Below are 26,283 nucleotides of genomic sequence, written 5' to 3'. Positions count from 1 at the left end.
GATGGAATGGTACGTTTATGGAAGAGACTCTTCCCCGATTCGGATTGTTCGCAAAAAACGCCGAATTTGGTCTAAACGAACGTTGCTTATTGCTTTAATGGTTATTGTTGTAGTTGGTTTGTTGTGGTGTGCGTACGCATTGAGGAATATCAATAAAGCTGCAACGACAGATCCTATGCTCAAAGCCGATACAGGGATCATTCTTGGCATGTCGATGTGGGGAGATGAACCTAGCCCGGGATTGAAGGAACGATTGGATTACGGGCTTAAGCTTTACCAAGAGGGGATGTTCCCGCATTTCATAGTTTCTGGAGGTTTGGATAAACCTGATCTTAAATATACCGAAGGTCAAGGCATGCGCAATTATTTAGTAGCTCATGGAGTTCCGGATAGCGCCATTTCTGTTGAAAATAAAGCTACCAGCACTTACGAGAATCTTCTGTATAGCAAAGCAATTATGACAAGTGAGGGATTATCCTCAGCAATTATTATTACGCATACATATCATGGATGGCGTTCACACGAAATCGCGGACGAGCTCGGTTATGTGAATTCTGAACTAGGGCTTACTGAATCCACTGTTCTGTCGATGACAAGGCATAAGTCGCGTGAAATTCTAGCCTATACGAAATGGAAAATCCAGCAGTTGTTCCTGTAATTGTTCCCAAATATCAGAATCTTCTAATAATGCTTCCTATTCCGGAAGAGACTTGATTAGAAAAGCCAGCCCCCAAATGGACTAAACTCTAAATGGGGGCTATTTGTTATTTGTAGATCAAAAATAATGGGGTTGTGAAATGATAAAAAAATAAATGTCTGCTTATGACTTTTATGCATTTCGGTCATTCTATCCTCGTGTACCATCGTAGAAGATGCGAGAGATAGCAGGGAATCCAATGTCGAAACCCCATTCTTTAAAACAAGTGCATGATGTCATTCAGTTATTGCATATAATGCTCTAACGAGGTGATTACAATGGGTGAAGAAAATTTAAGAAAGATAACCATTAATGATTCCAGAATGAATATAACTTTCAAAAATCAAGACCCAACAAATATTACGAATGAAACATTGGAGAGCGCGCTGGCTCAAAATAATCATTTAGAATCTACAAAAGAAATCCTGCAAGAGCTTCATGAGCTTATCGGTCTTGAAAAGGTGAAGGATCTCATATATGAAATTCATGCGCTTATCCAAGTGGAAAAAATGAGACAAGAACTGGGGTTAAATGTAGTTAATCAGGTTTATCATATGTTGTTTAAAGGCAACCCCGGGACTGGAAAGACAACTGTAGCAAGAATCGTTGCCAAGCTGTTAAAGAATATGGGCATATTAAGTAAAGGTCAATTAATCGAAGTAGAGAGAGCGGATTTAGTGGGGGAATACATAGGGCATACAGCTCAAAAGACCAGAGACCTTGTTAAGAAGGCTATGGGTGGCGTATTATTCATTGACGAGGCTTATAGCTTGGCTAGAGGCGGAGATAAGGATTTTGGAAAAGAGGCAATCGACTGTCTTGTAAAGGTTATGGAGGACAGGAATGATGATCTCATCATTATCTTAGCGGGTTATCCAAATGAAATGGAGATGTTCATGGAGGCTAATACCGGGCTTCCCTCACGATTTCCAATTCAACTCGATTTTCAGGACTACACAACAGATGAACTGATATTGATTGCACATAAAATGGCTGCTGAAAGAGACTATATAATTACTCCAGAAACAAACGGGAAACTAAAAGAGTTAATCCTTAATGAGAAAATTATTGAAGAAAACTTTAGTAATGCCCGGTATGTACGCAATATCCTCGAACAGGCAATCCGCCATCAAGCGGTTAGATTAATAAGCAGGCATGTCAAAATATCTAAACAATCTTTGATGGAGATCTTACCGAGAGACCTTGTTCTTACGGTCGATGATTATTCAAAAGGGGAGAGTATAATTTCTTAAATAAATTGACACCGGCTAAGTTTATACGTGCTTAGTCGGTTTATCTTTTATAAAAGATTGAAGATTATCATAATGAAAATGCGGACAGAATGGTGAGCCGTTCCATTATCAGCCTATATTACCAATGAAACTTATGATAAAATGTTTTGAAGCGCTGTGAATGAACAGGTTCATCTGTATAACATCAGCAAGAAGTGAAAAACTGATTAAATGGTACACAAAGATTCTATTACCGTCATAAGGAGCATGAATAAATGGCAATAACTACGCATGATACAGAAACGGATATTCAAGATCGGGCGATATTGGTCACTCTCGTCACAGATAAAATTAAACGTACCGGTATTGACCCAGAGCTTTCTCTGCAGGAATTAGTACAATTAGCAGAAACAGCAGGTGTTGAAGTCCTGGATGTGTTGCGTCAGAATAAGGAAACACCGGATTCGAAATGGTTTATCGGGAAAGGTAAGGTAGAAGAGCTCCGCATGGCCGCTGATGGTCTTGGAGCTAATACGGCTATTTTTGATCAGGAATTATCTGGAGCGCAGGTACGGAACCTTGAAGAGTCTCTGGATCTGAAGATTATTGATCGGACGCAGCTCATTTTGGATATTTTTGCTGGGCGGGCCAAAACACGAGAGGGTATTATTCAAGTAGAGCTGGCACAGCTGTCCTATCTTTTGCCGCGGTTATCCGGTCAAGGCAAAAACTTATCCAGATTAGGCGGGGGTATAGGAACCAGAGGGCCAGGTGAAAGTAAGCTTGAGACCGATCGCCGTCATATTCGCGGTCGGATTACGGAGTTGAAACGCCAGTTGGATGAGGTAGTTAAAACCCGTGAATTGCACCGTGAACGCCGCCGTAAGGCAGGGGCAGTGCAGGTTGCTCTAGTCGGCTACACGAATGCTGGTAAATCGACGCTGCTTAAGCAGCTTACGGATGCGGATGTTTATATTGAGAATCAATTGTTTGCTACGCTTGACCCTACTTCACGTGTGCTTCAACTAACGGGTGGCAAAGAGGTAGTGCTTACGGATACTGTAGGCTTCATTCAGAATCTTCCGCATGATCTTGTAGCATCTTTCCGCGCAACGCTGGAGGAAGTCAATGAGGCCAATCTGGTGTTGCATGTAGTGGATGCCTCATCTCCAATGCGTGAGGAGCAGATGGAGATTGTGCAAACTATTTTGCAGGACTTAGGGGCAGCTAGCAAACCGCAAATAGTACTTTTTAATAAAATCGATCTATGTGAGCCTGAGCAACTGGAAATGCTGCCAACAGGCACAGGGTTTTTGAAAATCAGTGCGTTTAACCCGGAGGATTTAACCCGGATTATTGAAATTATCTCTGATGAGTTGGCTGGAGATACGCTGAATTTTCGCATTCCTGGAGACCGAGGCGATATTTCTTCCCTGCTTTACAGAGTAGGTGAGGTTCTGGAAACCACCTATGATGAGAACGATGTTATCTATAACGTCCGTCTTAATAAAGAGGATTATGATAAATGGGGTTACATGCTTGCTGATTTTGTGGACCAGCCGTAATCTTCTTTGTTCCCCTAAAGTGGAAATGCTTGTTGTATAGGTATAAAATAATAGCTAATGACAGAAAGCGTCAGGCAACTGTCGCTTTCTGTCATTATGATGGCAAGTAAATGTAAGGAGCGAATAAGAACTAATGGCAGTTTTTGCAGAAGATATTTTAGGAGCGGCAGAGTCCGCAGAAGTTGAAATCGAAGGTGCAGTCAAAGCTCTTGATCGAATTGTCGATAAGAATCAATGGAAGGTTATTGAAGCGTTTCAACGTCATCAGGTCAGTGATTATCATTTTGCGGGTTCAACGGGGTATGCTTACAACGACCGTGGACGCGAAGTGCTGGATCTTGTCTATGCTGACGTTTTTGGTGCGGAATCAGCTTTGGTGCGCCCGCATTTTGCTTCAGGAACACATACCATTTCAACAGCCCTCTTTGGTGTGCTGCGACCAGGAGACGAGCTTTTATACATCACAGGTCGTCCGTACGATACCTTACACAAGGTGATTGGCCAAGCAGGAGATGGGACAGGCTCACTCGCAGACTTCGGAATTACATATCGGGAAGTTGCCCTTACAGCAGAGGGTAAGATTGATTGGGAAGAGGTAACTCTCTCTATCAATGAGAAAACTAAAGTAATTGGAATCCAAAGATCGCGTGGTTATGATTGGCGTGCTTCCTTCACAGTAGCCGAAATAGGTGACATGACAGCGAGAGTGAAGTCATTGAAACCGGATGTTATTGTGTTCGTTGATAATTGCTATGGTGAGTTTACTGAAGAGCTTGAGCCTCCACAGGTTGGTGTGGATCTAGTAGCGGGTTCATTAATTAAAAATCCTGGTGGTGGAATTGCTGAGACGGGTGGATACATCTGTGGGCGCAGAGATCTAGTAGAGCTTACAGCGTACCGTCTTACAGCTCCTGGTATCGGTGGCGAGGTAGGCGCAATGTTAGGAACTACCCGCGGGTTATACCAAGGCCTATTCATGGCTCCGCATACAGTTGGACAAGCCCTTAAAGGCAGTATTTTTGCGGCAGCTGTATTTCAGCGCTGCGGGTTTGAGACGAAACCAGCGTGGAATGAACCTCGTACAGATTTGATTCAGGCGGTTTCCTTTGATGGACCGGATCACTTGATTGCCTTCGTGCAGGGAATTCAACGTGCTGCGGCGGTAGACAGCCATGTAGTTCCAGAACCATGGGATATGCCGGGATATGAACATCCTGTCATCATGGCGGCAGGTACGTTTATACAAGGTGGTAGCTTAGAGTTATCGGCAGATGCGCCTATCCGTGCGCCTTATATTGGCTATATGCAAGGGGGATTAACCTACTCCCATGTCAAATATGGCGTTTTGATGGCACTCCAAAGTATGCGTGATCGAAAATTACTGTCAGAAAATCTTACACACCATTGACACGCTGTATTAGGAAATGTACAATGAGATCAGAAAAAGATCATTGGAAGGTTGGATGAGTCATGGGTGATGAAATCCGCAGAAATATGGCATTATTTCCTATTGGAATTGTAATGAAGTTAACTGATTTATCTGCAAGACAAATTCGTTATTATGAACAGCATAGTCTAATCGTACCTGCACGTACCTCTGGGAATCAACGTTTGTTCTCTTTTAATGATGTTGAGCGCCTATTAGAAATTAAGGCCTTGATTGAAAAGGGTGTTAACATTGCTGGCATCAAGCAAGTAATGAACCCAGTCTCGAAGGAATCCGAAGAAGCTACTGTGATTACCCCTGACACAGAGGTTAGACGTAGAGAGCTATCAGATTCGCAGCTTCACCGTTTGCTGAAGCAAGAACTAGTTTCCGGTAAAAGACCGGGACAGGTATCGCTTATTCAAGGTGAGTTATCCCGGTTTTTTAATAAATAATAATATACAGAGTTTTGAAAGGGAGAGGATCACGTGAGCTTTTCTAAAGAGGATATTTTACGCATTGCCAAGGAAGAGAATGTTCGTTTCATTCGTCTGCAATTTACAGATCTGTTAGGTACTATCAAGAATGTAGAGATTCCGGTTAGCCAATTGGAAAAAGCACTCGACAACAAAATGATGTTTGATGGTTCCTCCATCGAAGGTTATGTACGGATTGAAGAATCCGATATGTATCTCTTCCCAGACCTTGATACTTGGGTAATCTTCCCTTGGGTGACTGATAGCCGTGTTGCACGTCTGATTTGTGACGTGTATATGCCGGATGGTACTCCATTTGCTGGAGACCCACGTGGTATCCTGAAGCGTTGTCTGAAGGAAGCCGAAGAAATGGGCTTTACAGCGATGAATGTTGGACCTGAACCTGAATTCTTCTTGTTCAAAACAGACGAAAGAGGTAACCCAACTACAGAATTGAATGACCAAGGTGGTTATTTCGACTTAGCTCCTACAGACTTAGGGGAAAACTGCCGTCGTGAAATCGTATTGACCCTTGAAGAAATGGGCTTTGAAATCGAAGCTTCCCACCATGAAGTGGCTTCCGGCCAGCATGAAATTGATTTCAAATATGCAGACGCGATCACTTCTGCTGACCAAATTCAAACCTTTAAGCTCGTTGTGAAGACGGTTGCCCGTCAACATGGCTTGCATGCAACTTTTATGCCTAAACCATTGTTTGGTATTAACGGATCTGGTATGCACGCTCACCAATCCTTGTTTAATGGCAAAGAAAACATGTTCTACGATGAAAGTGACAAGCTAGGTCTGAGCAAAACTGCACGTTATTATATGGCTGGTATTTTGAAGCATGCTCGTGCTTTTGCAGCGATTACTAACCCAACAGTGAACTCTTACAAACGCCTTGTTCCTGGTTATGAAGCACCTTGTTACGTAGCTTGGTCTGCAAGTAACCGTAGCCCGATGATTCGTATCCCAGCTTCGAGAGGGCTTAGCACACGTGTTGAAGTTCGTAACCCGGACCCGGCAGCTAACCCATACCTCGCACTTGCTGTTATGTTGAAAGCAGGGCTAGACGGAATTAAGCGTAAGCTTGATCTTCCAGCTCCAATTGACCGTAACATCTATGTGATGTCTGAGGAAGAGCGTATTGAAGAAGGCATCCCAAGCTTGCCATCCGATTTGAAAGAAGCGCTAAGCGAAATGATCCGCAGCCATGTAATTACCGAGGCTCTCGGCGAACATGCGCTGGCTCACTTCTACGAGCTGAAAGAAATCGAATGGGATATCTATCGTACACAAGTTCATGAGTGGGAAAGAAACCAATACATGACACTTTACTAGAACCTTTAAACCCTTGACACCTTTGGTGTTGAGGGTTTTTTTGTGTGTGGGCGTGGGAGTAGTAAGGGACCCCTATAATGACGGTGCCCACAAAATGCCCACAAATAAATAGTGGGTGCTATTCGAGGATAGATCTCATGTGGGCTTCGTACTTTTCCATACTACTTTCTTCAATCTTCTTGGAAATGTGAGAATAGACATCAGATGCAATTGTAATATTTCCGTGTCCGAGTCGCTCCTGAACATACTTCATATCATTGCCTGCTTCTAGTAGTAGCACTGCATGAGTGTGTCTTAGTGAGTGAATCGGCATGGGTGGAAGACCGATACGTTTCAAAATTCGCGAAAAAGAATTGAATAAAGAAGACTTTGGCATGAAGTTTCCATCATCTCTATAGGAACCCTTCCAAGCTAATTTATTTTGGTTCTGATATTTAATGTGTTGCTTTAGATCGCTAATGATAGATTGACTAATTTTTATCGTTCGTTGCGAATTAAACATTTTTGTATCTCCGAATAGAGTTGCTTTATCCTCAGCTGAAAAATCTAACGTCTTACAAATGTGGCAGCCGGTTTAGAATCTGAACCTCCACCGTTGTGGTAATGGTATTCTCCGTTTTCCAGTCCCCACTTTGCGCAATTTGTGCGGCAATAATGACCCCCATTTGCATCTGTGCGTCCTGGATGTGCCTCAGCAAGTACAGGCATCAATAATAAGAAAAGTGACATGAAGATTGGAACAATAATTCTTTTCATAAAAAATAAATACCCCAATGTTTGATTCTTGGAGTAGTCTATCAGAATACATTTTCACTTATCCCTTATTAAGCTAACTGGGCAGGATAGTTGAATGATTTCGCGAATAACTTAAGTCATGACGAATTTACGAAGTTCGCAAAAAGGCGTTAGCCGAAAGAAGTTCTTAGTTTAGGAGGAGTCTATATGATATTAGAAAAAGTTATAAATAGAATTGAAATACAAAGTGAATATAAGGATTTTGTTGATAAGTATATAGATAATATACTTACCGAATTCAAAGGTAAGATTCATAGCATTTATATGTGTGGCTCGATTCCAAAAGGAACTGCTAAACCTTTTAAGTCAGATGCAGACTTTACTATTGTATGTGTAAATCCCAAAGATATTGATTACGAAAGATTGTCAAATATTAAAGACAGGCTTTTGGAAGAATATCCAATAGTAACTAAGATTGATACGATAATTTGCTCGATTGACGATGTATTAAGTAAACCAAATGAGTGGGGTTTTTGGGTAAAGATAATTTGTGTTTGCATATATGGTCATGACGTTGGTGAAAAAGTACCACCGATAATTATTTCTCCAGAGTTCATTTTAGACTTAAATACAGAGACCAAGGAGGAAGTAGATCGTATACATAGTTTACTTTCTAATGCTAGTGATAATACAATGAAAATTAGATATATTAAAGGTTACTCTAAGAGATTAATTCGTGCATTATACTCTTTGGTTTTAGAAGATACAGGTGTATGGCAAGATGACATTATTAAGATGAAGAATGCCATATTAAACTATTGTGACATTGACTCCGCTTTAGTTGATTATCTGTATGCTTGTTACTTGGATAGTAATGTACTTGTTGAAGAGTTTCTGGGAATTGCAGATGAAGTATATAGCTATTTTGAGAACGCCTTAAATACAATGGCTGCTTCCAGAACTTCCTTCGGCTAACACCATATTGACGCTCCGGGTCACTCTGAGAAGCGAGTGACCACATCCAGCCCCCTAAGCCCGTCGGGACGTCACTGCGTTAGGTGTTCGGCAAGTCTCACAACTATAAGCAGCGACTCTAATTAAAACATAAGACTATTGAGCTAACGGGAACTTTAGTTGAATAATACACATTAATGAGCAGGCGCCACGGTAGCCTGCTGTTTTCATTGAAGTAACGGGCAGATTTGCACAATAGTCACCGCAGTTTAATGCGACTTCAAAATAAAAAGGAGAGAAAAGGCCCATGAATACTACACTTGGCAGATTAACAGGTCGAATCGCAATAGTAACAGGTGCAAGTCGCAGCACAGGAATCGGTGCTGCAGTGTGCAAAGAGTTGGCCTATCTAGGCGCTGATGTATTTTTTACACACTGGGTTAGTTACGATCAACAGATGCCCTGGGGTAGCAATAACGAGGAGCAAAAGCAACTTTGTGAGGAAATACGTGCCATGGGCGTTCGTTGCGAACACCTAATGATGGATCTTTCTGTACCTGAAAGCTTTATGGATTTATTAAATAACGTTGAGCAGAAGCTGGGAGAACCTTCCATTCTTGTTAACAATGCTTGTTATTCGGTTAACGATGACTTAACCACGATTACCCCAGAGTCTTTGGATGCACACTACGCAATTAATGTTAGGGCGGTAACTATGCTTAGTGTGGAATTCGCTAGACGGTTTACGCAATCGGCAGGTGGTCGAGTTATTAATATGACATCGGGCCAATCACTAGGCCCCATGGCTGGTGAAATCTCTTATGCCACAACGAAAGGGGCAATAGATGCTTTCACACGAACTTTTGCAGCAGAGGTGGGTCCGAAAGGCATCACCGTAAATGCGATAAATCCTGGACCCACAGACACCGGCTGGATGACTCCTGACCTACGACAGCAGTTATCTAAGCAATTTGTAACAGGTAGAGTAGGATTGCCTAAGGATGCAGCTCGTCTGGTTGCATTCTTAGCCACCGATGATGGGGAGTGGATTACTGGCCAAGTTTTACATTCCACGGGTGGATTCAACTAACGGAGATCGATAGCTCAATGAGACACCTAGCTAATACGATGTGAAAATCGCCTCGTCAGTGATAATGCTGACGAGGCATTATAATTTGATGGGTCTTATATCAAATTCAGCCAGTCCTGGTGGCAGTGATTCGAAGTCGACTTCTTCGAGGGCTTCTGGTTAAATAATTATTAGTAACGGTTCATATATGTCAATCAACGCACCTATACGTTCGCTGATACCAATAAAAGTACCAATAGCTACAATACTTCCGCACCTTCCACCAAATCCGCTATCGTGATTGTCACAGATATGCACGGACTGTCCCGGCTTTAAATCTTCCCATCTCATAATTTAGAGGGTGCTCCTTGTTCTTCAAAAGTTCTCTGGGACATTCCAAAGTAAGCAGCCCTGTCATTTGAGTAATGGTTCTGTCGTTGTATCGGTAGCATCAGTGGCGTCTCCGGGAAACTATTTTCGTTTGCCGCGCGGGCGACGTTTTATGGTTCCTTTTTTCTTGTCCTTTAGTAGTAGATAAGCTGTGTAACATTGTATTGCTGCTGTTAGGAGTTGTACCATGTAGAAGAGTCATCACAGGGATAACCTGAACTGCTCTTTTATTGCTAAAAAAATTTTGTTTTATCTGTAATCAACTCTACGAGTAAGCGTCATAATAAAACCTTGCTGACCATGATGGTAGCAGGGTTTTTGTTCATACATTAAATTTCTTCCCTCACGGAGGCAATGGATCCTATGATACATCCACCAATGATTCCGGAACGAAGCCAATTAGCGATGGTTATCCGATATCTAAAGTTAATTTTAACGGCGATGATTCTCCCAATACGATTTTCAAGCCACTTTTAAGATAGCGATATTCTGGATTCTATTCCCTAGATTGAAATCTTCAATTGCATTTGTAGTACCTCTTCTGATTGAAAATTGGGCTATATTTCCTGCACACATAAACGCCCACAAAATGCTCACAAATAATAGAAGGAAGACAATGAAATCCGTAATCGTTTTCTCAGAGAACCCTTTATTTTAACGGAATTAGGTACTATTCAGACCATTATAAAAAGGCAAACTGTAAACCGGACTCGGTTCACGAGTGGGAAAGAAACCAATATATGACGCTTTGCTAGAACCTTTAAACCCTTAACGCCTTTGGTGTTGAGTTTTTTTTTTGTTTGGGCAAAATAGTGGTTTTGTAACCATCGATGATATGTCTACGAAAAATGCCCGCGAAATGCCCACAAATAGCTGAGGTTAAGGTTATTCGAGGATGTTTTACAGGTGAATATCAAAATTGGCATATTGTTGATTAACAATTTTAACGTGTAAGAAGTTGTTCATTTATCATAAATAATGGGATATCATGGGAGATAGATGAATTAAATGCAGAGACGGAGGAGTGAATTTGGATATAGTTTGGTCAAACTTAATATTTACTTTGATAATTTTCGGGATATTAGTGGTTTTGATTTTTAAAGGTATTAGTTTATTAGTAAGAAGTTATAAATCAAAAAAATAACTCTATAGACGATTATACATAGTCATGGTCAGTCATTGGTTATATTCCCGCATCGTGACTATAAAAGAATTTATCAAAGAGTATTGACACAAGACCTGAGTTACAGATCATTAAGAATGGCGATTTACAGACCCCCCCCGCGGTTGGCTGTGAGTCGCTATTTTATTATTTTTGTATATTCTAAAAGTGTTAAAGTAAAAGTGATTGTAAATTTTTTTTCACTTTAATTGTTTTATCGTCTACCTTGCTCTTGCTCAGTCCAATTAACCTTATGAAACCGAGAAGAACTAAGATCTCATGGGTCACTTTATGGAATCTGGTGGCATTAATTAAGATAGTTGGTGCCCGAATCGTCCGGGAACAATTTGAATTTCGAGCACAACTCCATAGCTGTAAATAAGAACGAGTCGATTGTTTGAAATTTTTCAATCCGTAGCAATAAAATTGAGAAAAGGTTTGAAGAATAAGAGGACACGTCACTCATGTGGGTAATAACTAATATAGTAATAAGGAGGTGCGTAATGAAAAAAATATTATTAACTACAGTTACTAGTATTCTTCTGTCTTCCTCAATTCTCGGTGCATGTAGTAACAATAAAACAACAGACGAGGCAAAACCTACAGCGTCAAGTGCAGCACCTATGCCAGTTGTCGAAGCTACAACCACTCCTGAACCTTCTGCTACTCCTTCTATGGAGGTGCAGGAGTCCGCCAGTCCGGAGGCCACTGATCCTCTAACATCCGATCGACCAAAGACCAAAGCATTTGGTGAACAGGAAGGAGGGATTTCAGGGCAAGAAGGTACACTTGAGCAAGGTGATGGATATTCCCTGTATGTCTTTCAGGATTTCACACTAGACTCGCAGTCTAATCGTTTATTATTGACTAAGGATCCAACCTATTATGCCCAAATTGAACACTTGCCTGCCGGTTACGATCTCACAGCTTTGAAGCAGCAGGGACAAACCGAGCTTTCTGCAATTGGAAAGGCAAACGACCATAGCGGGGAACTAATTGAACATCCTCTAGGTTTTGCTGAATTATATCTGCAGGCTACCAGTGATAAGGGGATAGAAGATTATATGGTCTGGAAGAATCAGGCGGGGGAAGCTTTTCTTTTTCGGATACACAATCCTAAGGGGGATTCGTCGAAGTTTGCACCTTGGGTGATGGTTTCACTGGCAACACTTGAACTTGAAAGGAATTAAGTGTGATCAGAGCCGTAGGAGTTGTGCGGAGTAGAAGGGGTGTGCCATAACCATAATCAAAAAAATGGTTGTTGGCACACTTCTTCTTCTTTTTGGTACCTTACTTCATTCGAACGCCAATTTTCGTTTGCTGAGGTTGCAAATTTCGCGTATGAGCCTGCTATAGGACCCAACAGACCTTATATGAAGCTTTATCTCACATTTGGGATACTAAAGGACTCCATAGTCGCTATTGGCATTAAAAACGCTCAATATGAGCCTCAGCCTTAGGAATAACGTCACTGGAGTCCGAAACCATGCTTCAAAGGCTCAAAATTAGCAAATAGCGTCATCTGGGTCCGAAAGTCATGGCACGTAGTAGAGGGATTTAATGTTAAAATATCTTATATATAGATAACTAATTCTTTCCTGGGAAGGAGTAAGTTCATGCAAATTTTTATTTACATAGGATTGGGCTTCTTTATAATTTCAGGTATATGTGTTGGAGCCTTCACGACAGGTACACAACAAAGAGGTAACTTTTATTCGGAATCTAAGCAAGACCGTAAAGCTAAAAACAAAGTAGCGAATTGGTCCGCTTTAGGTGGTCTTATTTCATTAGCTGTAGCTGGGATTCTTTATTTGTTGTAATTGAACGCACAACATAAGGAGGAGTGTTGCAGATGGTGAAGATTTTTAATGAAAATACGGTCTCTTTTACACAAAAACAGTCCCCGATCCCAGAGTTTGCTTGGCATACGAGTGAAAGGTTAGCTGAAATGGTGGGCTCCAAGCATTTAGTTTTTGATATCAGATCTTTAGATCCTGATAAATATTCTTTTCCTTATCATTTTCATAGAAATGCTGAAGAAATATTTGTGATTTTAGCGGGAAAAGCGATGTTAAGAACACCCGAGGGTTTTACGGAGGTTACTGAAGGGGATGTAATATTTTTTGAAATGGGACCGGAAGGGGCGCACCAGCTTTATAATCATTCCGATGCACCATGCAGGTATCTGGATCTCCGAACGAATCAGGGAATAGATGTTTGCGAATATCCAGACTCAGGCAAAATCAACATTTTGCCCTATCAAGAAATCTATCAAGCAGATGAACAGGCGGATTATTGTAAGGGAGAAGAGCATGTAAGGGGAAAATGGAATGGGGGAGCGTAATTGAGTAAAGATCGTTGGTTTACAGTAACGGAAATTGATCCGACCACCTATGCAATCAGTGAATATGGACATTGGGAAAAGGTGCATTCTTTTTTACTCTTGGGGCAAAAACAAGCCGCGTTAATTGATACGGGATTAGGTATTGATAATATAAAAAGAATAACGGATCAGTTAACGGATTTACCTATCGCTGTCATAACTACGCATGTGCATGCAGATCATATTGGCAGTCATGGGCAATTCGAGACAATCTATGTTCATAAAGCGGATGAGGATTGGCTGATTAGCGGAATAAAAGGCTTGTCCCTTGCCCAGATTCGAAAAGATATGAGCCGGGACATCACACTTCCTGTTCCTGAAACCTTTGATCCTAACACCTACATACCTTTTCAAGGGAAACCAACAGCTCTTTTACAAGAAGGGGATGTGCTCGACATAGGCGGGCGTAAAATAGAAATATACCACACACCAGGTCATTCGCCAGGTCATATCAGCCTTTTTGATCATGCCAACGGATATCTGTTTACAGGTGATTTATTGTATGACGTTACGCCAATCTATGCCTTTTACCCTTCGACTAGTCCGGTTGATTTAGTGGCATCCTTAGAAAAGATTACGGAAATTCCAGGAGTTACCCAAGTATTCGGTTCTCATAATACACTGGGTTTAGATCCATCTATTTTACAAGAGGTCAAAAAAGCGGTTCGTGAGTTACGTGAGCAAAAGGTAGTAGCACATGGTACGGGCATTCACCAGTTTGATGGGTTTAGTGTGCAATTTTAGATTTTTATGTCGAAAACAAATGGGGGTATGGCGATATGGTGTCTACATCAAAGGCTTTTGCTAGATCAATGGATTCTTATTTAAACTACATTAAAATGCCTTGGGGGAGATTGTTTTATCATTCCGCTTGGCAGCAAATTGACAATCACTGCAGCTCTGAAGAGGTTCAATCTATTTTAGATATCGGCTGTGGTTTTGGGATAACCAGTCGTGAATTCGCAAAAAAAGGTTATACAGTTACAGGGATAGATCCGACTCCAGAGATGATAGTCATTGCGCAAGAGTCTGCATGTAAAGACGGTCTTAACATAGCCTTTAGATCGGCAACGCTACAAGATGCAGATGTATTAGCGGACGGATATGACTGGATTTTTTGCCATAATGTGCTTGAATATCTCGATGATCCAAAACAATTGTTAATGGACATTAGTAAAAAACAAAATGAAAACGGAATGCTTTCTCTTATAACTCATAATCCAGTGGCAAAAGTGATGAAAAAAGCCGTTATGAATAAAGATCCTATGGGGGCTATAGACAGTATTGGAAACACGCAGGAATATAGCGGCATTATTCAAACAGACATTACCATCTATACAAAAGATCAATTAGTGGAATGGCTCGCGGAGTGTGGTTATGAGATTAGAAGTATATACGGAATACATAATATCTACGGATATATTGTGGATAATGAAATAAAAATGGATGAGCAATGGCATGTAGAAATGGTGGAGCTAGAGCTTAAGTTAAGCAGTTTATCTCCATACAAGGACGTTGCTATTTTCACACATCTTATTGCGCAAAAAACAACTTAATTATTCAGATACGATTGACCTGAACAGTGCATGTAATTGTTGTACTTGGGAGTAAGCTTCCTTGTACTGGTTGTCGGATTGTTGAATAGGCAATAAACCCGGCAAGAAGGAGATACAATACACAGGCGTTTCTTTGCTGTTCATATATATTTTAAGCGTAAGCTCTTCAATCACATTAGCTTCTTCATCAGCTTCCTTAAGGACGTTAATATCTGCACTTGTTGCAGTAGTTTTGCTGTTTTGATGTCTTTTGGATACTTTTGAAAGGGTAAGTGCGTTAACCACAATCTCGGATCCCATTACATTATCAAAAGAGTATAGCTTTGCTACTGCTTTTTTGTTACTCTTCGGATTTTTGGTACCGATTGCCAATTTTTTATTAGGCTCGTTAAGTGCGATCAAGTGAGATTGATTGGGGGGAATGAATGTTTTGGTGAAGCTGATGTTAAAAGATGAGGTCGCATTAACTAGCTTAGAAATTTCAGATGAAGCAGATAGCGTTTTCAATTTTATAATGGCGGCACTTAGAATTAAAACAACTCCTAAAATAGCAAATAAGTACATCAAGATAATCAGCATATAATCACACCTCCTAGTTATCTCATTAGACTCAAATTGTTGCTTATTGAAAGATATGCCTGAATGATCTCCACTAGTATCTTTTAAAAGGGAAATTCGTGGAATTATAGGATCGGCTTCACGATTAACCCAAAAAAAGCACCCAGAGAAACCTTCCGATTCTGCAAATGATGCAAAATTGGGGGTTGCTGCAAGGGTGCTTTTTAAGGTGATTATGAAAACCTATAGAAAATTGAAGGCAGTGATATGATCGGTATAAACAATCAGCTGTTTGTATTCGATCGGAGTCCCATAACTAGCATAAGGTCTTACAGTAACGTCATTGAGGACAACAAAGTTATAGCTGAAATTTTTATCAGGGTGTTCTGCTCCCAAATAAGATATGTATTCGTCTACAATTACATCATCCATCAAAGATTTTAAATCAAATACATCCTCTTTGTTGGAGACGGTTGGAGAGACGATTCCCTGAATGCTGCCAAAAGAGGTGAGCAAATTCACTTTTTTTCCACTAGCTTGTTCATCATTTAAAAGTAAACCGGACAGCTTACCCAGTGCATCGACTTTAAAATCGACGAGGGTTCTAATTTTTGAATTATTCAAACTAAACACATCCTTTTCAATTTGCAATCCTGTTAACAATATTCGACATATAATCACGAAACTCCTAGTATGCTAATGAAAAAATACTTACTTATGTAATGACCCCCATTTTTAATGTGATTTGGGGGTTGCCGAGCCTCCATTCGAATTTAATTTCTTATCGTTACTCGTGTGCCTATAGGGACAATAGCAGCGAGTGCTAACACATCCTCGTTGTACATCCGGATGCAGCCGTGGGACACCTCTTTCCCAATGGAGGAAGGGTCATTGTTTCCATGAATTCCGTAGTGTGGTTTAGACAGTCCCATCCAAAACACACCGAAGGGACCCCCTGGGTCGGGTTGTTTGTTAATAATAGTGAATTCACCCACTGGGGATTGGGTTAACATCTTACCGATGCCGACAGGGAAACCTCTAATCACAATATCATTGTCCAGAAGATATAACATTCGTTGGGTCAGATCTACAATAATTCGGTAGTTGGGCATTATACGCAACACTCCTTTCTAATTAGGATATGAGCAGAACGCCTAAAGGGTTATTCATAGAAAATGGCCATTTTAGCCACTGGGAACAAATGTTCGTAAGTGGTTGGAAAAGCAAATAAACGTAGAAAAAAGGCTGTTCCGCATATGCGGAACAGCCTTTTATGTTAGAAGTGCATACTTAGTGGATATCTCGAAACAATCCGATGACTCTTCCGAGAATAGTTACGCGATTAAGGCGAAGCGGCTCATAAGCTGGATTCTCCGGCTGAAGCCGTATATGATCACGTTCCTTGTAAAAGGTCTTAACGGTTGCTTCATCTTCTTCGGTCATGGCTACAACGATATCTCCGTTGTCCGCTGTTTGTTGTTGGCGAACAATCACATAGTCACCATTCATAATGCCTGCGTCCACCATACTATCACCCATGACAGACAGCATAAATACTTTGTTGTCACCTACATAGTGAGTAGGAAGTGGGAAGTAGTCTTCGATATTCTCTGTAGCAGTGATAGGTACCCCGGCGGTAACTTTACCTACAACAGGAATCCGTGAGATGGTCTGCGCGAATTGGTGAACATTCTCTGAATCCTCTTGGCCTAGTAATTCTATTGCACGTGGCTTCGTTGGATCTCGACGAATAAGTCCCTTCTTCTCAAGCCGGTCCAAATGACCGTGAACTGTGGAGCTGGAAGCAAGGCCAACAGCTTCTCCAATTTCCCGGACGGAAGGTGGATAACCCTTGCTGCGGACTTCGCTTCGTATAAATTCCAGGATCGCCAGCTGGCGACTTGAAATCTTTGACATTGGAATCAACCCCATATAGTAATGTTTGGGAAAATTATAACATAGAACTACCGTTCGCACAAACATAAGTTCTAACTATTATAAATATAAATCTGCTAGAGTTAAAAAATGGTAGACAAATGATAATAAAATGAACCGCTTGAGTCTCTCGAAAAAAAGAGAACAATTGTTCTGAAATAGTATTGAACAAAACACATGTTCGTGTTATTATAAATTCGAAAGTAAGAACAAGTGTTTGGAGGATGATGATTATGCTAAAATACAGTACATACCGCAGCATCTACGATAAGGCCCCAGTGGTTGAATCTATAGGACATAATGACGTTGCACGTAATTCCGCTAAGGTGAAAGAGATAACGGAACGTTTGCTTGGAGGGATGATTTCGTTGTTCCGTCAAGATTTCTTTATTAAGTTAATATTGATTTTCGTGCTAGTATTATCTGGCCTAACAGTAGTGGGAAATGTATTTGCAGGATCGACGACTATAATGAAGGAAGAGAAGCGGATTGTGGTTGAACGTGGAGATACACTATGGAGTATTGCTCTTAAGAATAAACCAGCTGATATGAAGACAGTTGTTTATATAGAAGGAATTAAACGTTCAAGTGGGATTAAGAGTAGTCAAATTAACGCTGGAGACATACTTACTTTACCTATTTATTAATTTTCTGAGAACATAATAGAATGACCAGTAGAGCTTGCAGGGAGTAGACCTTGACAAGCTCTTTTTCTCATGGCAGAGTTAGAATTAATTTATAGGGGGAGGGAAAGTATTGAATATTGATGAGTTGGTCGCGCGAATTAACGAATTGGCACGCAAACAGAAGAGCGTAGGCCTTAATCAAGAGGAAGTGGCGGAACGCGCCAAGCTTCGTGAAATTTACCTGGGGAATATCCGCAATAACTTCCGAGCACAATTAAATACTATTGAAGTAGTAGATAACGATGAGCATGAACAAGGTAACAAGGGGCTTAAACATTAGCTCGCTGTTCCTTTTCATAGATATTTCAGGATGACTAGGGGGAACGCACATGGCCCGTTCTTGGGAAAGAATGGTTCAACGCAACACACAGCAAATCAACAAGCAAAGAAAGAAACAAGGCAAGGATACGATTTATGCCTCTAAATCTCCTACCCAGAATGCCGAAGTCTTTAAAGGTCGCAACATTGCATTTCCGGTAGTGTTAGTGATACTTGGCACTATGTTTTGGGTAGTTGGTTCTATTGATCAGGCCAAAGGCAATGGCATGCTGGCTAATTGGCTGGGAGTAGTACTGTACTATTTGCTGGCAGCGCTATTGTTCTTCCGTCGTCCGTACTTGAAGGTGGAAAAAGCAAGACTGTCCACTATTAAATTCAATCGCGAACGCGGACTTCCAGCTGCAGATATTGAGAAAATCACCCTTTCGCGTGGAGCTGTAGTCATTAAGCACAAAGGGAAACGTACGAAATGGATTTTCACAAAACTTATGAATCGCTATGATACTAATGCGATGAGTACACGATTAGAAGCATTTGCTAAAGCTCACAACATTGAAGTAGTTCACGAATAGAACTAGACCAGTTAAAGGGAGAGGGAGACCTGTAATGCCAATTTCTGCTGTACTATTTGACCTTGATGATACATTGCTGTGGGATGATCGGAGCGTCGAAGAAGCATTTCGTTTTGCTTGTGAAGCCGCCGGGGATACGATAGATCCACAAGAACTAGAAGTTGCAGTTCGAAAGGAAGCAAGTAGCTTGTATGAATCTTATGAGACGTTCCCATTTACAAAGATGATCGGAATTAATCCATATGAAGCACTCTGGGCTAACTTTACGGCAGGTGAACAGCCAGAATTCCGTCAATTGGAGCAGCTTGCACCGGTATATCGTAAAGAGTCTTGGCGTCGCGGACTTGCAGCGTTAGGGGTGGAAGACGAAGCACTAGCTGAGACCTTGGCAACTAAATTCGCAGCAGAGCGCAGAAAACGTCCATACATCTATGAAGAAACAATGCATGTACTGGAACAGTTACGGGGTCAAGTGAAGCTTTTGCTACTTACGAACGGCTGTCCTGCACTGCAACAAGAGAAACTAGATGGTGTGCCCGAGTTAATTCCTTTCTTTGATCATATTGTGATTTCCGGAAGCTTTGGTAAAGGCAAACCGGATAAGGAAATTTTCCTGCATGCTTTAGAGCTTCTTGATGTAACGCCTGAGCAAGCGGTTATGGTCGGCGATAAGCTGACAACGGATATCCGTGGGGGGCTGGCAGCAGGGTTGACCACGGTCTGGATTAATAGAAAAGGTAGAGCACCTAGTCTTGATATTCATCCGGATCATGAAATCAATCACCTTGAGGAACTTCTTCCACTAGTTCAATCCTTGTAAGATATACAGAGCTATTAGCTCCAACATAAAGACTTTATAAAAGCAGCGAGTTTCTGAGATCCTAAGAAACTCGCTGCTTTTCTGTACATACATACTAACATAAGGAATTCATTAGATTTTTAAGTAAATGATTTAAGTCACAAGACTAATGCGGAATTGACGCAAAATACTGAAAAACCAATAATAATGTGTATAATAGATGGAGATGTATAACATGAATTGGTAGATTTTTATTATTCGATAATGATTGGGAGGGCTCCAAATGATGAGATCGAAGAAATTAGTCGCTGTATTATTAGGTGCAACACTTCTAGTACTAGGTGGATGTTCTTCAAATGGAACCAAGCATTCAGAAATACATAACATGAATATGAACATGTCTATGGAACCTATCAAAGTCGAACTACAATGGAGTCCTGAAGAAGTTGTTGTAAATCAAAAGGTAACCTTTGAAGCTGTGGTGACCCAAGATAACGAGGCAGTAGATGATGCAAAAGAGGTTCTGTTCGAAATTGTGAATAAAAATGATGAGGGACAGAAAATAGAGCTTAAGGGAAAGCTAATTGGTAAAGGAGTCTATCAAGCAGAAGGGACCCTTGAAAAGGAAGGACAATATAATGTCACTTCACATGTGACAGCCCGGACACAGCACTCTATGCCTAGCAAAGAGCTGTCTGTGAAACCATGATTCAAAGGTTCGCAACGCTTACTGAGCAATAACAGATAAAGCAGAGTGGAAAGGAAGGCTTTTCGAAATTCCTTTATTCTGCTAAACTTACTCTAATGTTTTACTGGGGGGACTATTAGTTGGCTAAATATACACTTGAGGAAAGCTTACAACAAAGGATTTTGATCCTTGATGGCGCAATGGGCACGATGATCCAACAGGTGCCTCTTACTGGAGAAGATTTTGGAGGCGATGAGCTGGACGGCTGTAATGAAATGCTGGTATTAACACGTCCAGAAGTCATTCAGACGATTCATGAGCAGTACCTCGAAGCAGGGGCTGATCTCATTGAGACTAACACATTTGGTGCAACCTCTGTTGTGCTAGCTGAATATGATATTCCTCAGCGGGCACGTGAGATCAATCTAGCGGCAGCAGAGTTGGCTCGCAGAGCAGTAGACAAATATGACACACCTGACCGTCCGCGATACGTCGTGGGGGCTATGGGTCCAACAACAAAAACGCTCTCAGTAACTGGAGGCGTTACTTTCCAAGAGTTAGTTGATAGCTATGAGGAACAAGCAGTGGCATTGATCGACGGTAAAGTAGATGTTTTGCTGCTGGAGACCTCTCAAGATACACTTAACGTTAAAGCTGGAAGTATTGGTATTCGTAATGCTTTTGAAAAGACTGGCATCACATTGCCGGTTATGATTTCAGGAACAATTGAACCAATGGGTACTACATTGGCGGGTCAGAATATTGAAGCATTTTATATCTCATTAGAACATCTGAAGCCTATCTCTATGGGCCTCAACTGTGCGACTGGTCCTGAGTTCATGCGGGATCACATTCGTTCGCTTTCGGAGATCTCCTCCGCAGCCGTGAGCTGTTATCCAAACGCAGGATTGCCGGATGAGAACGGACATTATCATGAATCTCCAGATTCTTTAGCTCGCAAGATTGCAGCCTTTGCCGAAAAAGGCTGGCTGAACATTGCGGGGGGGTGCTGTGGAACGACACCAGAGCATATCCGTGCGATGAAGGAAGCACTTTCTGAATATCCTCCACGCCCGCTGACAGGTAATCATCCGCCTGCACTTTCAGGCATCGAGCCTATCTATATTGAGAACGACAACCGTCCATACATGGTTGGTGAACGTACGAATGTACTTGGCTCTCGTAAATTTAAACGTCTTATCGTCGAAGGTAAATATGAGGAAGCCTCAGAAATTGCCCGTGCTCAGGTGAAGAGTGGGGCACAGGTTATTGACGTGTGTGTACAAGACCCTGACCGTGATGAGATTGAAGATATTAAGCTTTTCTTAGAACTGGTTGTGAAAAAGGTTAAAGTACCCCTGATGATCGATACTACCGATCCTAAGGTTATCGATTTGGCTTTGCAGTACTGTCAAGGTAAGGCGATAATTAACTCCATTAACCTTGAAGATGGTGAAGAAAAATTCGAGCTGGTGACGCCGATCATTCATAAATATGGTGCAGCTATTGTTGTGGGTACCATCGATGAGACGGGACAAGCCATTAAGGCCACAGATAAACTGGAAGTGGCTAAACGCTCTTATGACTTGCTAGTGAATAAGTACGGTTTAGCAGGAGAAGATCTTATTTTTGACACATTGGTGTTCCCTGTAGGAACCGGAGATGAACAATATATCGGTTCAGCAAAAGAAACGATTGACGGCATTCGTTTGATCAAGGAAGCACTTCCAGGTGTTCATACGATCTTGGGCATCAGCAACGTCTCCTTTGGATTGCCGGAAGCGGGACGTGAAGTGTTGAACTCAGTATTCCTTTATGAATGTACAAAAGCTGGGTTGGATTATGCGATCGTAAATACAGAGAAAGTGGAGCGGTATGCTTCCATTCCTGCCGAAGAACGTCATCTTGCTGAGGAACTGATTTATAATACGAATGATGAGACGCTTTCTGCTTTTGTAGCTGCTTTCCGTGGTAAAAAAGTAGAGAAAAAAGAGAAGATTTCCAACCTGTCACTTGAAGAGCGTTTAGCCTCCTATGTGGTTGAAGGTACGAAGGAAGGACTCATTCCTGATCTTAATGAAGCATTGACTAAATCTGGTCCGCTGGAGATCATCAATGGACCGCTGATGGCAGGGATGTCGGAAGTCGGCCGGTTATTTAATAATAATGAATTGATTGTTGCTGAGGTGCTGCAAAGCGCTGAAGTGATGAAGGCATCTGTCAATCATCTAGAGCAGTTTATGCAGAAGGATGAGACAGCGGTTAAAGGGAAAATTATGCTGGCAACCGTAAAAGGGGACGTGCATGATATTGGTAAGAATCTAGTGGAGATCATCCTCTCTAATAATGGTTATCAGATCATTAATTTGGGTATAAAAGTACCACCAGAGACCATTATCGAAGCCTTCCGTCGAGAAAAAGCTGATGCGATAGGATTGTCCGGGCTGCTTGTGAAATCTGCTCAGCAGATGGTCCTCACCGCTCAGGATTTACGTACAGCAGGTATCGATGTTCCGATTATGGTTGGCGGCGCAGCTTTGACCCGTAAATTTACGAAGACCCGTATTCGTCCAGAATATGACGGTCTAGTATTGTATGCTAAGGACGCTATGGACGGGCTGGATATTGCCAATCGGCTTATGAACCCTGAAGAACGGGAGAAGATTGCCGAGGAAATTCGTGTGGAGGCAGAAGCAGCGGTTGCGGTGGCGCCTAAGCAAGAACTGCCGAAACTAACCAGAGCAGTGCGTTCCAAAATATCTCCAGATGCACCTGTATTTGTTCCACCGGATTTAGAACGCCACGTACTGCGTAACTATCCATTGGGGCATATTATCCCCTATGTGAATATGCAAATGCTGCTGGGTCATCATTTGGGGTTACGGGGTTCTGTAGAAGCCCAATTAGCTGCTGGAGATCAGCGGACTGTTGAACTGAAAGGTACCGTAGACGATATTCTCCATCAAGCAATGCTAGAGGGTACCATTACTCCACATGCTATGTATCAATTCTTCCCTGCACAATCGCAAGGGAATGATATTATAGTGTATAATCCACAGAATACGTCCGAGATCCTGCATACCTTTACTTTCCCGAGACAAGGGGTAGAGCCTCATCTGTGCTTGGCGGACTTCTTGAAACCTGTTGACAGTGGTATTATGGACTATGTTGGATTCCTAGTTGTAACAGCAGGTCACGGTGTACGTGAATTGTCTACTCAGCTGAAAGAAAGCGGAGATTATCTGCGTTCACACGCCTTGCAGTCGGTTGCACTTGAAGTGGCAGAAGGACTGGCGGAACGCGTCCATCATATGATGCGCGATACTTGGGGTTTCCCGGATCCGGCGGATATGACGATGAAGCAAAGACATGGGGCAAGATACCAAGGAATCCGTGTTTCATTTGGTTATCCTGCATGCCCGGATTTAGAAGATCAAGGTCCACTGTTTAAGTTGTTATCTCCGGAGGATATCGGTGTTCACCTTACAGAAGGCTTTATGATGGAGCCCGAAGCTTCCGTTTCGGCTATGGTATTTGCCCATCCAGAAGCGCAGTATTTTAATGTAGAGAAGCTGTAATTCTTTCATTTATATACCTGGTCTGTAGGGGATTGTATCCCTTTCAGCGGAACCTCCCGTAACTGGGGGGTTTTTTGCTGGAAGAAGGTCGTTTAGAATTGAAAAGAGATGGTTGAGCCAATAAGCAGAAGGGAGGAAAAAGAATGGATTTATATTTTTTAGGTACTAATGCAGGTGTGCCAACGCTACAACGCAATGTAACGTCCGTTACATTAAGACTGCTGGAAGAACGTCGCAGTATTTGGATGTTCGATTGTGGGGAAGGTACACAACATCAGGTTCTTCGTTCACCGATTCGGCTAGGAAAGCTGGAAAAGCTATTCATTACCCACTTGCATGGTGATCACCTATTTGGTCTTCCAGGTCTATTATCAAGTCGTGGTTATCAGGGAGGGACAGCGCCGTTAACGGTGTACGGACCCCCTGGATTAAAAGCTTACTTAGAGATCTCCTTAGCTGTGAGCCAATCCCGAATTCCTTATAAGATTGAGATTGTAGAGCATTCAGGAGGAATTATATTCGAGGATGATAGCTTTAAAGTTGAGGCTGCATTACTTGAGCACCGGATTGACAGCTATGGCTACCGGGTAACGGAAAAGGATAGTCCCGGAAGCCTCAATACGGAATTGCTTAAGAGTTATGGTTTAAAACCGGGACCGATTTATGGGAAATTAAAAAAAGGTGAAGATGTTGTTACGGATGAAGGTGTACGAATCTGTGCTGCTGATGTTGTCAGAGAACCCAAACGAGGACGTATTGTTACTATCCTTGGAGATACAAGACCTTGTTCGGGAGCCTTAGAACTCTCTCTTAATGCAGACCTTATCGTTCATGAAGCAACCTTCGCCCATGATCTGGCTGACATGGCGTATCAATATCATCATAGTACAGCCCGTCAGGCTGCAGAGTTAGCAAAAGAAGCCAAAGCAGGACAGCTGTTGCTGACTCATTTCAGTTCTCGTTACAGCTCGCATGAAGAGTTAATTCCTTTGCTTGAGGAAGCTGAACTCCTATTCCCAGAGACATTATTAGCTGAGGAATTTAATGCATATCCGGTACCTCGCAGACTAAATGGGCAATAGGGGGAATGATTATTTTCCGGGAAAGCGCAGGAAATGACAGTGCTATGCTAAAAAATGCTGGATGGGACGGTTGTTCGATTTCATTCGACGAAGTGTGTTAGATTTAAAGTAATCACGGAGTAAAAGACGAACGAATGGCTGGACATATTGCCGAAAATCAGTAGGTGATATCTTCCACCTAAAGGGATTGAGTTTTTCTGTAAATCCAAGCAGGGCAAAGGCTACATGTTTGTTAATACTATTATTTATTTATTATATTAATTAAATTTATTGTGGAAACTGAGGGGTTAGTGATGGAACAAATTGAAGGATTATTGATTGATCTAGATGGTACATTGTACCATGGGCATAAAATGATTCCCGGTGCTGATCTGCTGATAAAAGCTCTTCGTGAAGCGGATATCCCTTTTTTATTTGTTACTAATAACTCATCGCGTACGGCAGCTAACGTTGCTGCCCACTTAAGTGGAATGGGAATTGAGGCGAAAGCTGAGGAGGTATGTACCTCTTCTATGGCAGCCGCACGTTACATAGCTGAGGAATCACCTGGGGCTACAGTGGCGATACTTGGAGAAGAGGGACTGCGTTTGGCTTGCATTGAGGCAGGGCTCCAAATCGTCACAGAATCCCCTGATTATGTGGTGCAAGGTATCGATCGTTCTTTTAATTATGCTTCGTTAGCTCAAGCTTCGCGTTGGATTTTGAGCGGGGCAAAGTTTGTGCTCACCAATCCAGATTTAATGTTACCATCAGATGATGGGGTTATGCCGGGTGCGGGTACGATTGGTGCAGCAATTGAGGCTGCAAGTGGAGTGAAGCCAGTAGTGATCGGTAAACCTGAATCCCACCTGATCAAATATGCGACAGATCTTCTGAACATTCAACCTGAACATGCTGCTGTTGTTGGGGATAATATGCGTACGGATATCGCTGCGGGTGTTAATGCGGGCTGTCGTACAATCCTTGTTCTTACTGGTTTAACCACTACAGAGAATCTGGAGCACTATAAAAGCATCACAGGGATCACTCCCGATGAAATATGTGCCGATTTAGCTGAACTTAAAATGTTTCTCGGTGTATAATAGCTAGGGTCTTATTACTTCACCAACTTAGAGGGGAC

Annotated in this window: 26 protein-coding genes and 1 pseudogene; 21 read left to right on the top strand and 6 right to left on the bottom strand. The window is 41.9% G+C overall.

Annotated elements, in window-relative coordinates; translation table 11 throughout:
• Nucleotide 1: 1 nt before the first annotated feature.
• The 6 genes from MHI32_RS17195 to glnA all read left to right on the top strand — a co-directional run bounded on the left by MHI32_RS17195 (nt 2) and on the right by glnA (nt 6,737).
• Nucleotides 2-658, top strand: a complete 657-nt coding sequence (locus tag MHI32_RS17195) for a YdcF family protein (RefSeq protein WP_076128385.1) — start codon at nt 2-4, stop codon at nt 656-658.
• Nucleotides 659-975: 317 nt separating this feature from the next.
• Nucleotides 976-1,950: an AAA family ATPase gene (locus tag MHI32_RS17190; RefSeq protein ID WP_340010358.1), complete on the top strand. Its 975-nt coding sequence runs from the start codon at nt 976-978 to the stop codon at nt 1,948-1,950.
• Between the two features lie 254 nt (nt 1,951-2,204).
• Complete coding sequence (gene hflX / locus MHI32_RS17185) at nt 2,205-3,494, top strand: GTPase HflX (RefSeq protein WP_076128387.1); 1,290 nt, start codon at nt 2,205-2,207, stop codon at nt 3,492-3,494.
• A 133-nt stretch (nt 3,495-3,627) separates the two neighbouring features.
• A complete protein-coding gene (locus MHI32_RS17180) occupies nt 3,628-4,902 on the top strand; it encodes a methionine gamma-lyase family protein (protein ID WP_036687732.1) in 1,275 nt (424 codons plus the stop codon).
• 62 nt (nt 4,903-4,964) lie between these two features.
• Nucleotides 4,965-5,375 carry a MerR family transcriptional regulator gene (locus MHI32_RS17175; RefSeq protein ID WP_019910684.1) on the top strand — a complete coding sequence of 137 codons (411 nt, stop codon included), beginning with the start codon at nt 4,965-4,967 and terminating at the stop codon, nt 5,373-5,375.
• A gap of 33 nt (nt 5,376-5,408) precedes the next feature.
• Nucleotides 5,409-6,737: a type I glutamate--ammonia ligase gene (gene glnA, locus MHI32_RS17170; protein WP_036687730.1), complete on the top strand. Its 1,329-nt coding sequence runs from the start codon at nt 5,409-5,411 to the stop codon at nt 6,735-6,737.
• 118 nt (nt 6,738-6,855) lie between these two features.
• Here glnA and MHI32_RS17165 read toward each other — a convergent pair whose 3' ends face one another.
• On the bottom strand, nt 6,856-7,239 hold the full coding sequence (locus tag MHI32_RS17165; RefSeq protein WP_340010355.1) for a tyrosine-type recombinase/integrase: 384 nt from the start codon (nt 7,237-7,239) through the stop codon (nt 6,856-6,858).
• A 92-nt stretch (nt 7,240-7,331) separates the two neighbouring features.
• A pseudogene (locus MHI32_RS17160) lies at nt 7,332-7,493 on the bottom strand (YHYH domain-containing protein); the annotation flags it as partial.
• A gap of 186 nt (nt 7,494-7,679) precedes the next feature.
• On the opposite strand from MHI32_RS17160, the gene MHI32_RS17155 reads away from it, so the two are divergent.
• The 7 genes from MHI32_RS17155 (at nt 7,680) to MHI32_RS17125 (ending at nt 14,986) form a co-directional block, all read left to right on the top strand.
• On the top strand, nt 7,680-8,447 hold the full coding sequence (locus tag MHI32_RS17155; protein WP_076308344.1) for a nucleotidyltransferase domain-containing protein: 768 nt from the start codon (nt 7,680-7,682) through the stop codon (nt 8,445-8,447).
• Nucleotides 8,448-8,733: 286 nt separating this feature from the next.
• Entirely contained in the window at nt 8,734-9,516 is a 783-nt protein-coding gene (locus tag MHI32_RS17150) for an SDR family oxidoreductase (RefSeq protein WP_340010353.1), read from the top strand.
• Nucleotides 9,517-11,550: 2,034 nt separating this feature from the next.
• Nucleotides 11,551-12,237 (top strand): hypothetical protein, encoded by a 687-nt coding sequence (locus tag MHI32_RS17145; protein WP_340010351.1) that lies wholly within the window; start codon nt 11,551-11,553, stop codon nt 12,235-12,237.
• A gap of 426 nt (nt 12,238-12,663) precedes the next feature.
• On the top strand, nt 12,664-12,867 hold the full coding sequence (locus tag MHI32_RS17140; protein WP_076184440.1) for a DUF5316 domain-containing protein: 204 nt from the start codon (nt 12,664-12,666) through the stop codon (nt 12,865-12,867).
• A 35-nt stretch (nt 12,868-12,902) separates the two neighbouring features.
• The gene (locus tag MHI32_RS17135; protein WP_340010349.1) at nt 12,903-13,391 is read left to right on the top strand and encodes a cupin domain-containing protein; all 489 of its coding nucleotides are present in this window, start codon (nt 12,903-12,905) and stop codon (nt 13,389-13,391) included.
• On the top strand, nt 13,392-14,174 hold the full coding sequence (locus MHI32_RS17130) for an MBL fold metallo-hydrolase (protein WP_340010347.1): 783 nt from the start codon (nt 13,392-13,394) through the stop codon (nt 14,172-14,174). It begins immediately after the preceding gene.
• 35 nt (nt 14,175-14,209) lie between these two features.
• Nucleotides 14,210-14,986: a methyltransferase domain-containing protein gene (locus MHI32_RS17125; protein WP_340010345.1), complete on the top strand. Its 777-nt coding sequence runs from the start codon at nt 14,210-14,212 to the stop codon at nt 14,984-14,986.
• Here the strand turns inward: MHI32_RS17125 and MHI32_RS17120 are convergent, their stop codons facing one another.
• The 4 genes from MHI32_RS17120 to lexA form a co-directional block, all read right to left on the bottom strand.
• A complete protein-coding gene (locus tag MHI32_RS17120; RefSeq protein WP_076217986.1) occupies nt 14,987-15,565 on the bottom strand; it encodes a hypothetical protein in 579 nt (192 codons plus the stop codon).
• Between the two features lie 222 nt (nt 15,566-15,787).
• On the bottom strand, nt 15,788-16,168 hold the full coding sequence (locus tag MHI32_RS17115) for a hypothetical protein (RefSeq protein ID WP_139329870.1): 381 nt from the start codon (nt 16,166-16,168) through the stop codon (nt 15,788-15,790).
• A gap of 149 nt (nt 16,169-16,317) precedes the next feature.
• Nucleotides 16,318-16,656 carry a L,D-transpeptidase gene (locus MHI32_RS17110; RefSeq protein WP_076128407.1) on the bottom strand — a complete coding sequence of 113 codons (339 nt, stop codon included), beginning with the start codon at nt 16,654-16,656 and terminating at the stop codon, nt 16,318-16,320.
• 178 nt (nt 16,657-16,834) lie between these two features.
• Nucleotides 16,835-17,461 (bottom strand): transcriptional repressor LexA, encoded by a 627-nt coding sequence (gene lexA / locus MHI32_RS17105; protein ID WP_036687720.1) that lies wholly within the window; start codon nt 17,459-17,461, stop codon nt 16,835-16,837.
• 251 nt (nt 17,462-17,712) lie between these two features.
• On the opposite strand from lexA, the gene MHI32_RS17100 reads away from it, so the two are divergent.
• From MHI32_RS17100 to MHI32_RS17065, 8 genes are all read left to right on the top strand, one after another.
• A complete protein-coding gene (locus tag MHI32_RS17100) occupies nt 17,713-18,126 on the top strand; it encodes a LysM peptidoglycan-binding domain-containing protein (protein ID WP_076128409.1) in 414 nt (137 codons plus the stop codon).
• Nucleotides 18,127-18,235: 109 nt separating this feature from the next.
• Complete coding sequence (locus MHI32_RS17095) at nt 18,236-18,445, top strand: DUF896 domain-containing protein (RefSeq protein WP_036687717.1); 210 nt, start codon at nt 18,236-18,238, stop codon at nt 18,443-18,445.
• A 49-nt stretch (nt 18,446-18,494) separates the two neighbouring features.
• Complete coding sequence (locus MHI32_RS17090) at nt 18,495-19,016, top strand: hypothetical protein (RefSeq protein ID WP_076128411.1); 522 nt, start codon at nt 18,495-18,497, stop codon at nt 19,014-19,016.
• A gap of 34 nt (nt 19,017-19,050) precedes the next feature.
• Nucleotides 19,051-19,836, top strand: coding sequence for an HAD family hydrolase (locus tag MHI32_RS17085; RefSeq protein ID WP_076184436.1), 786 nt, complete (start codon nt 19,051-19,053; stop codon nt 19,834-19,836).
• 262 nt (nt 19,837-20,098) lie between these two features.
• Nucleotides 20,099-20,524, top strand: a complete 426-nt coding sequence (locus tag MHI32_RS17080) for a FixH family protein (RefSeq protein WP_038571571.1) — start codon at nt 20,099-20,101, stop codon at nt 20,522-20,524.
• A gap of 119 nt (nt 20,525-20,643) precedes the next feature.
• Nucleotides 20,644-24,081 (top strand): methionine synthase, encoded by a 3,438-nt coding sequence (gene metH / locus MHI32_RS17075; protein ID WP_076128413.1) that lies wholly within the window; start codon nt 20,644-20,646, stop codon nt 24,079-24,081.
• A gap of 143 nt (nt 24,082-24,224) precedes the next feature.
• Nucleotides 24,225-25,163: a ribonuclease Z gene (gene rnz / locus MHI32_RS17070; protein WP_076281714.1), complete on the top strand. Its 939-nt coding sequence runs from the start codon at nt 24,225-24,227 to the stop codon at nt 25,161-25,163.
• Nucleotides 25,164-25,456: 293 nt separating this feature from the next.
• Nucleotides 25,457-26,245 carry a TIGR01457 family HAD-type hydrolase gene (locus MHI32_RS17065; RefSeq protein WP_340010341.1) on the top strand — a complete coding sequence of 263 codons (789 nt, stop codon included), beginning with the start codon at nt 25,457-25,459 and terminating at the stop codon, nt 26,243-26,245.
• Nucleotides 26,246-26,283: the final 38 nt, after the last annotated feature.

It is taken from the genome of Paenibacillus sp. FSL H7-0690 (assembly GCF_037980415.1).
GTDB lineage: Bacteria > Bacillota > Bacilli > Paenibacillales > Paenibacillaceae > Paenibacillus_AQ > Paenibacillus_AQ odorifer.
The sequence above is the reverse complement of the archived record's forward strand: the minus strand, read 5'-3'. Positions and strand labels throughout refer to the sequence as shown.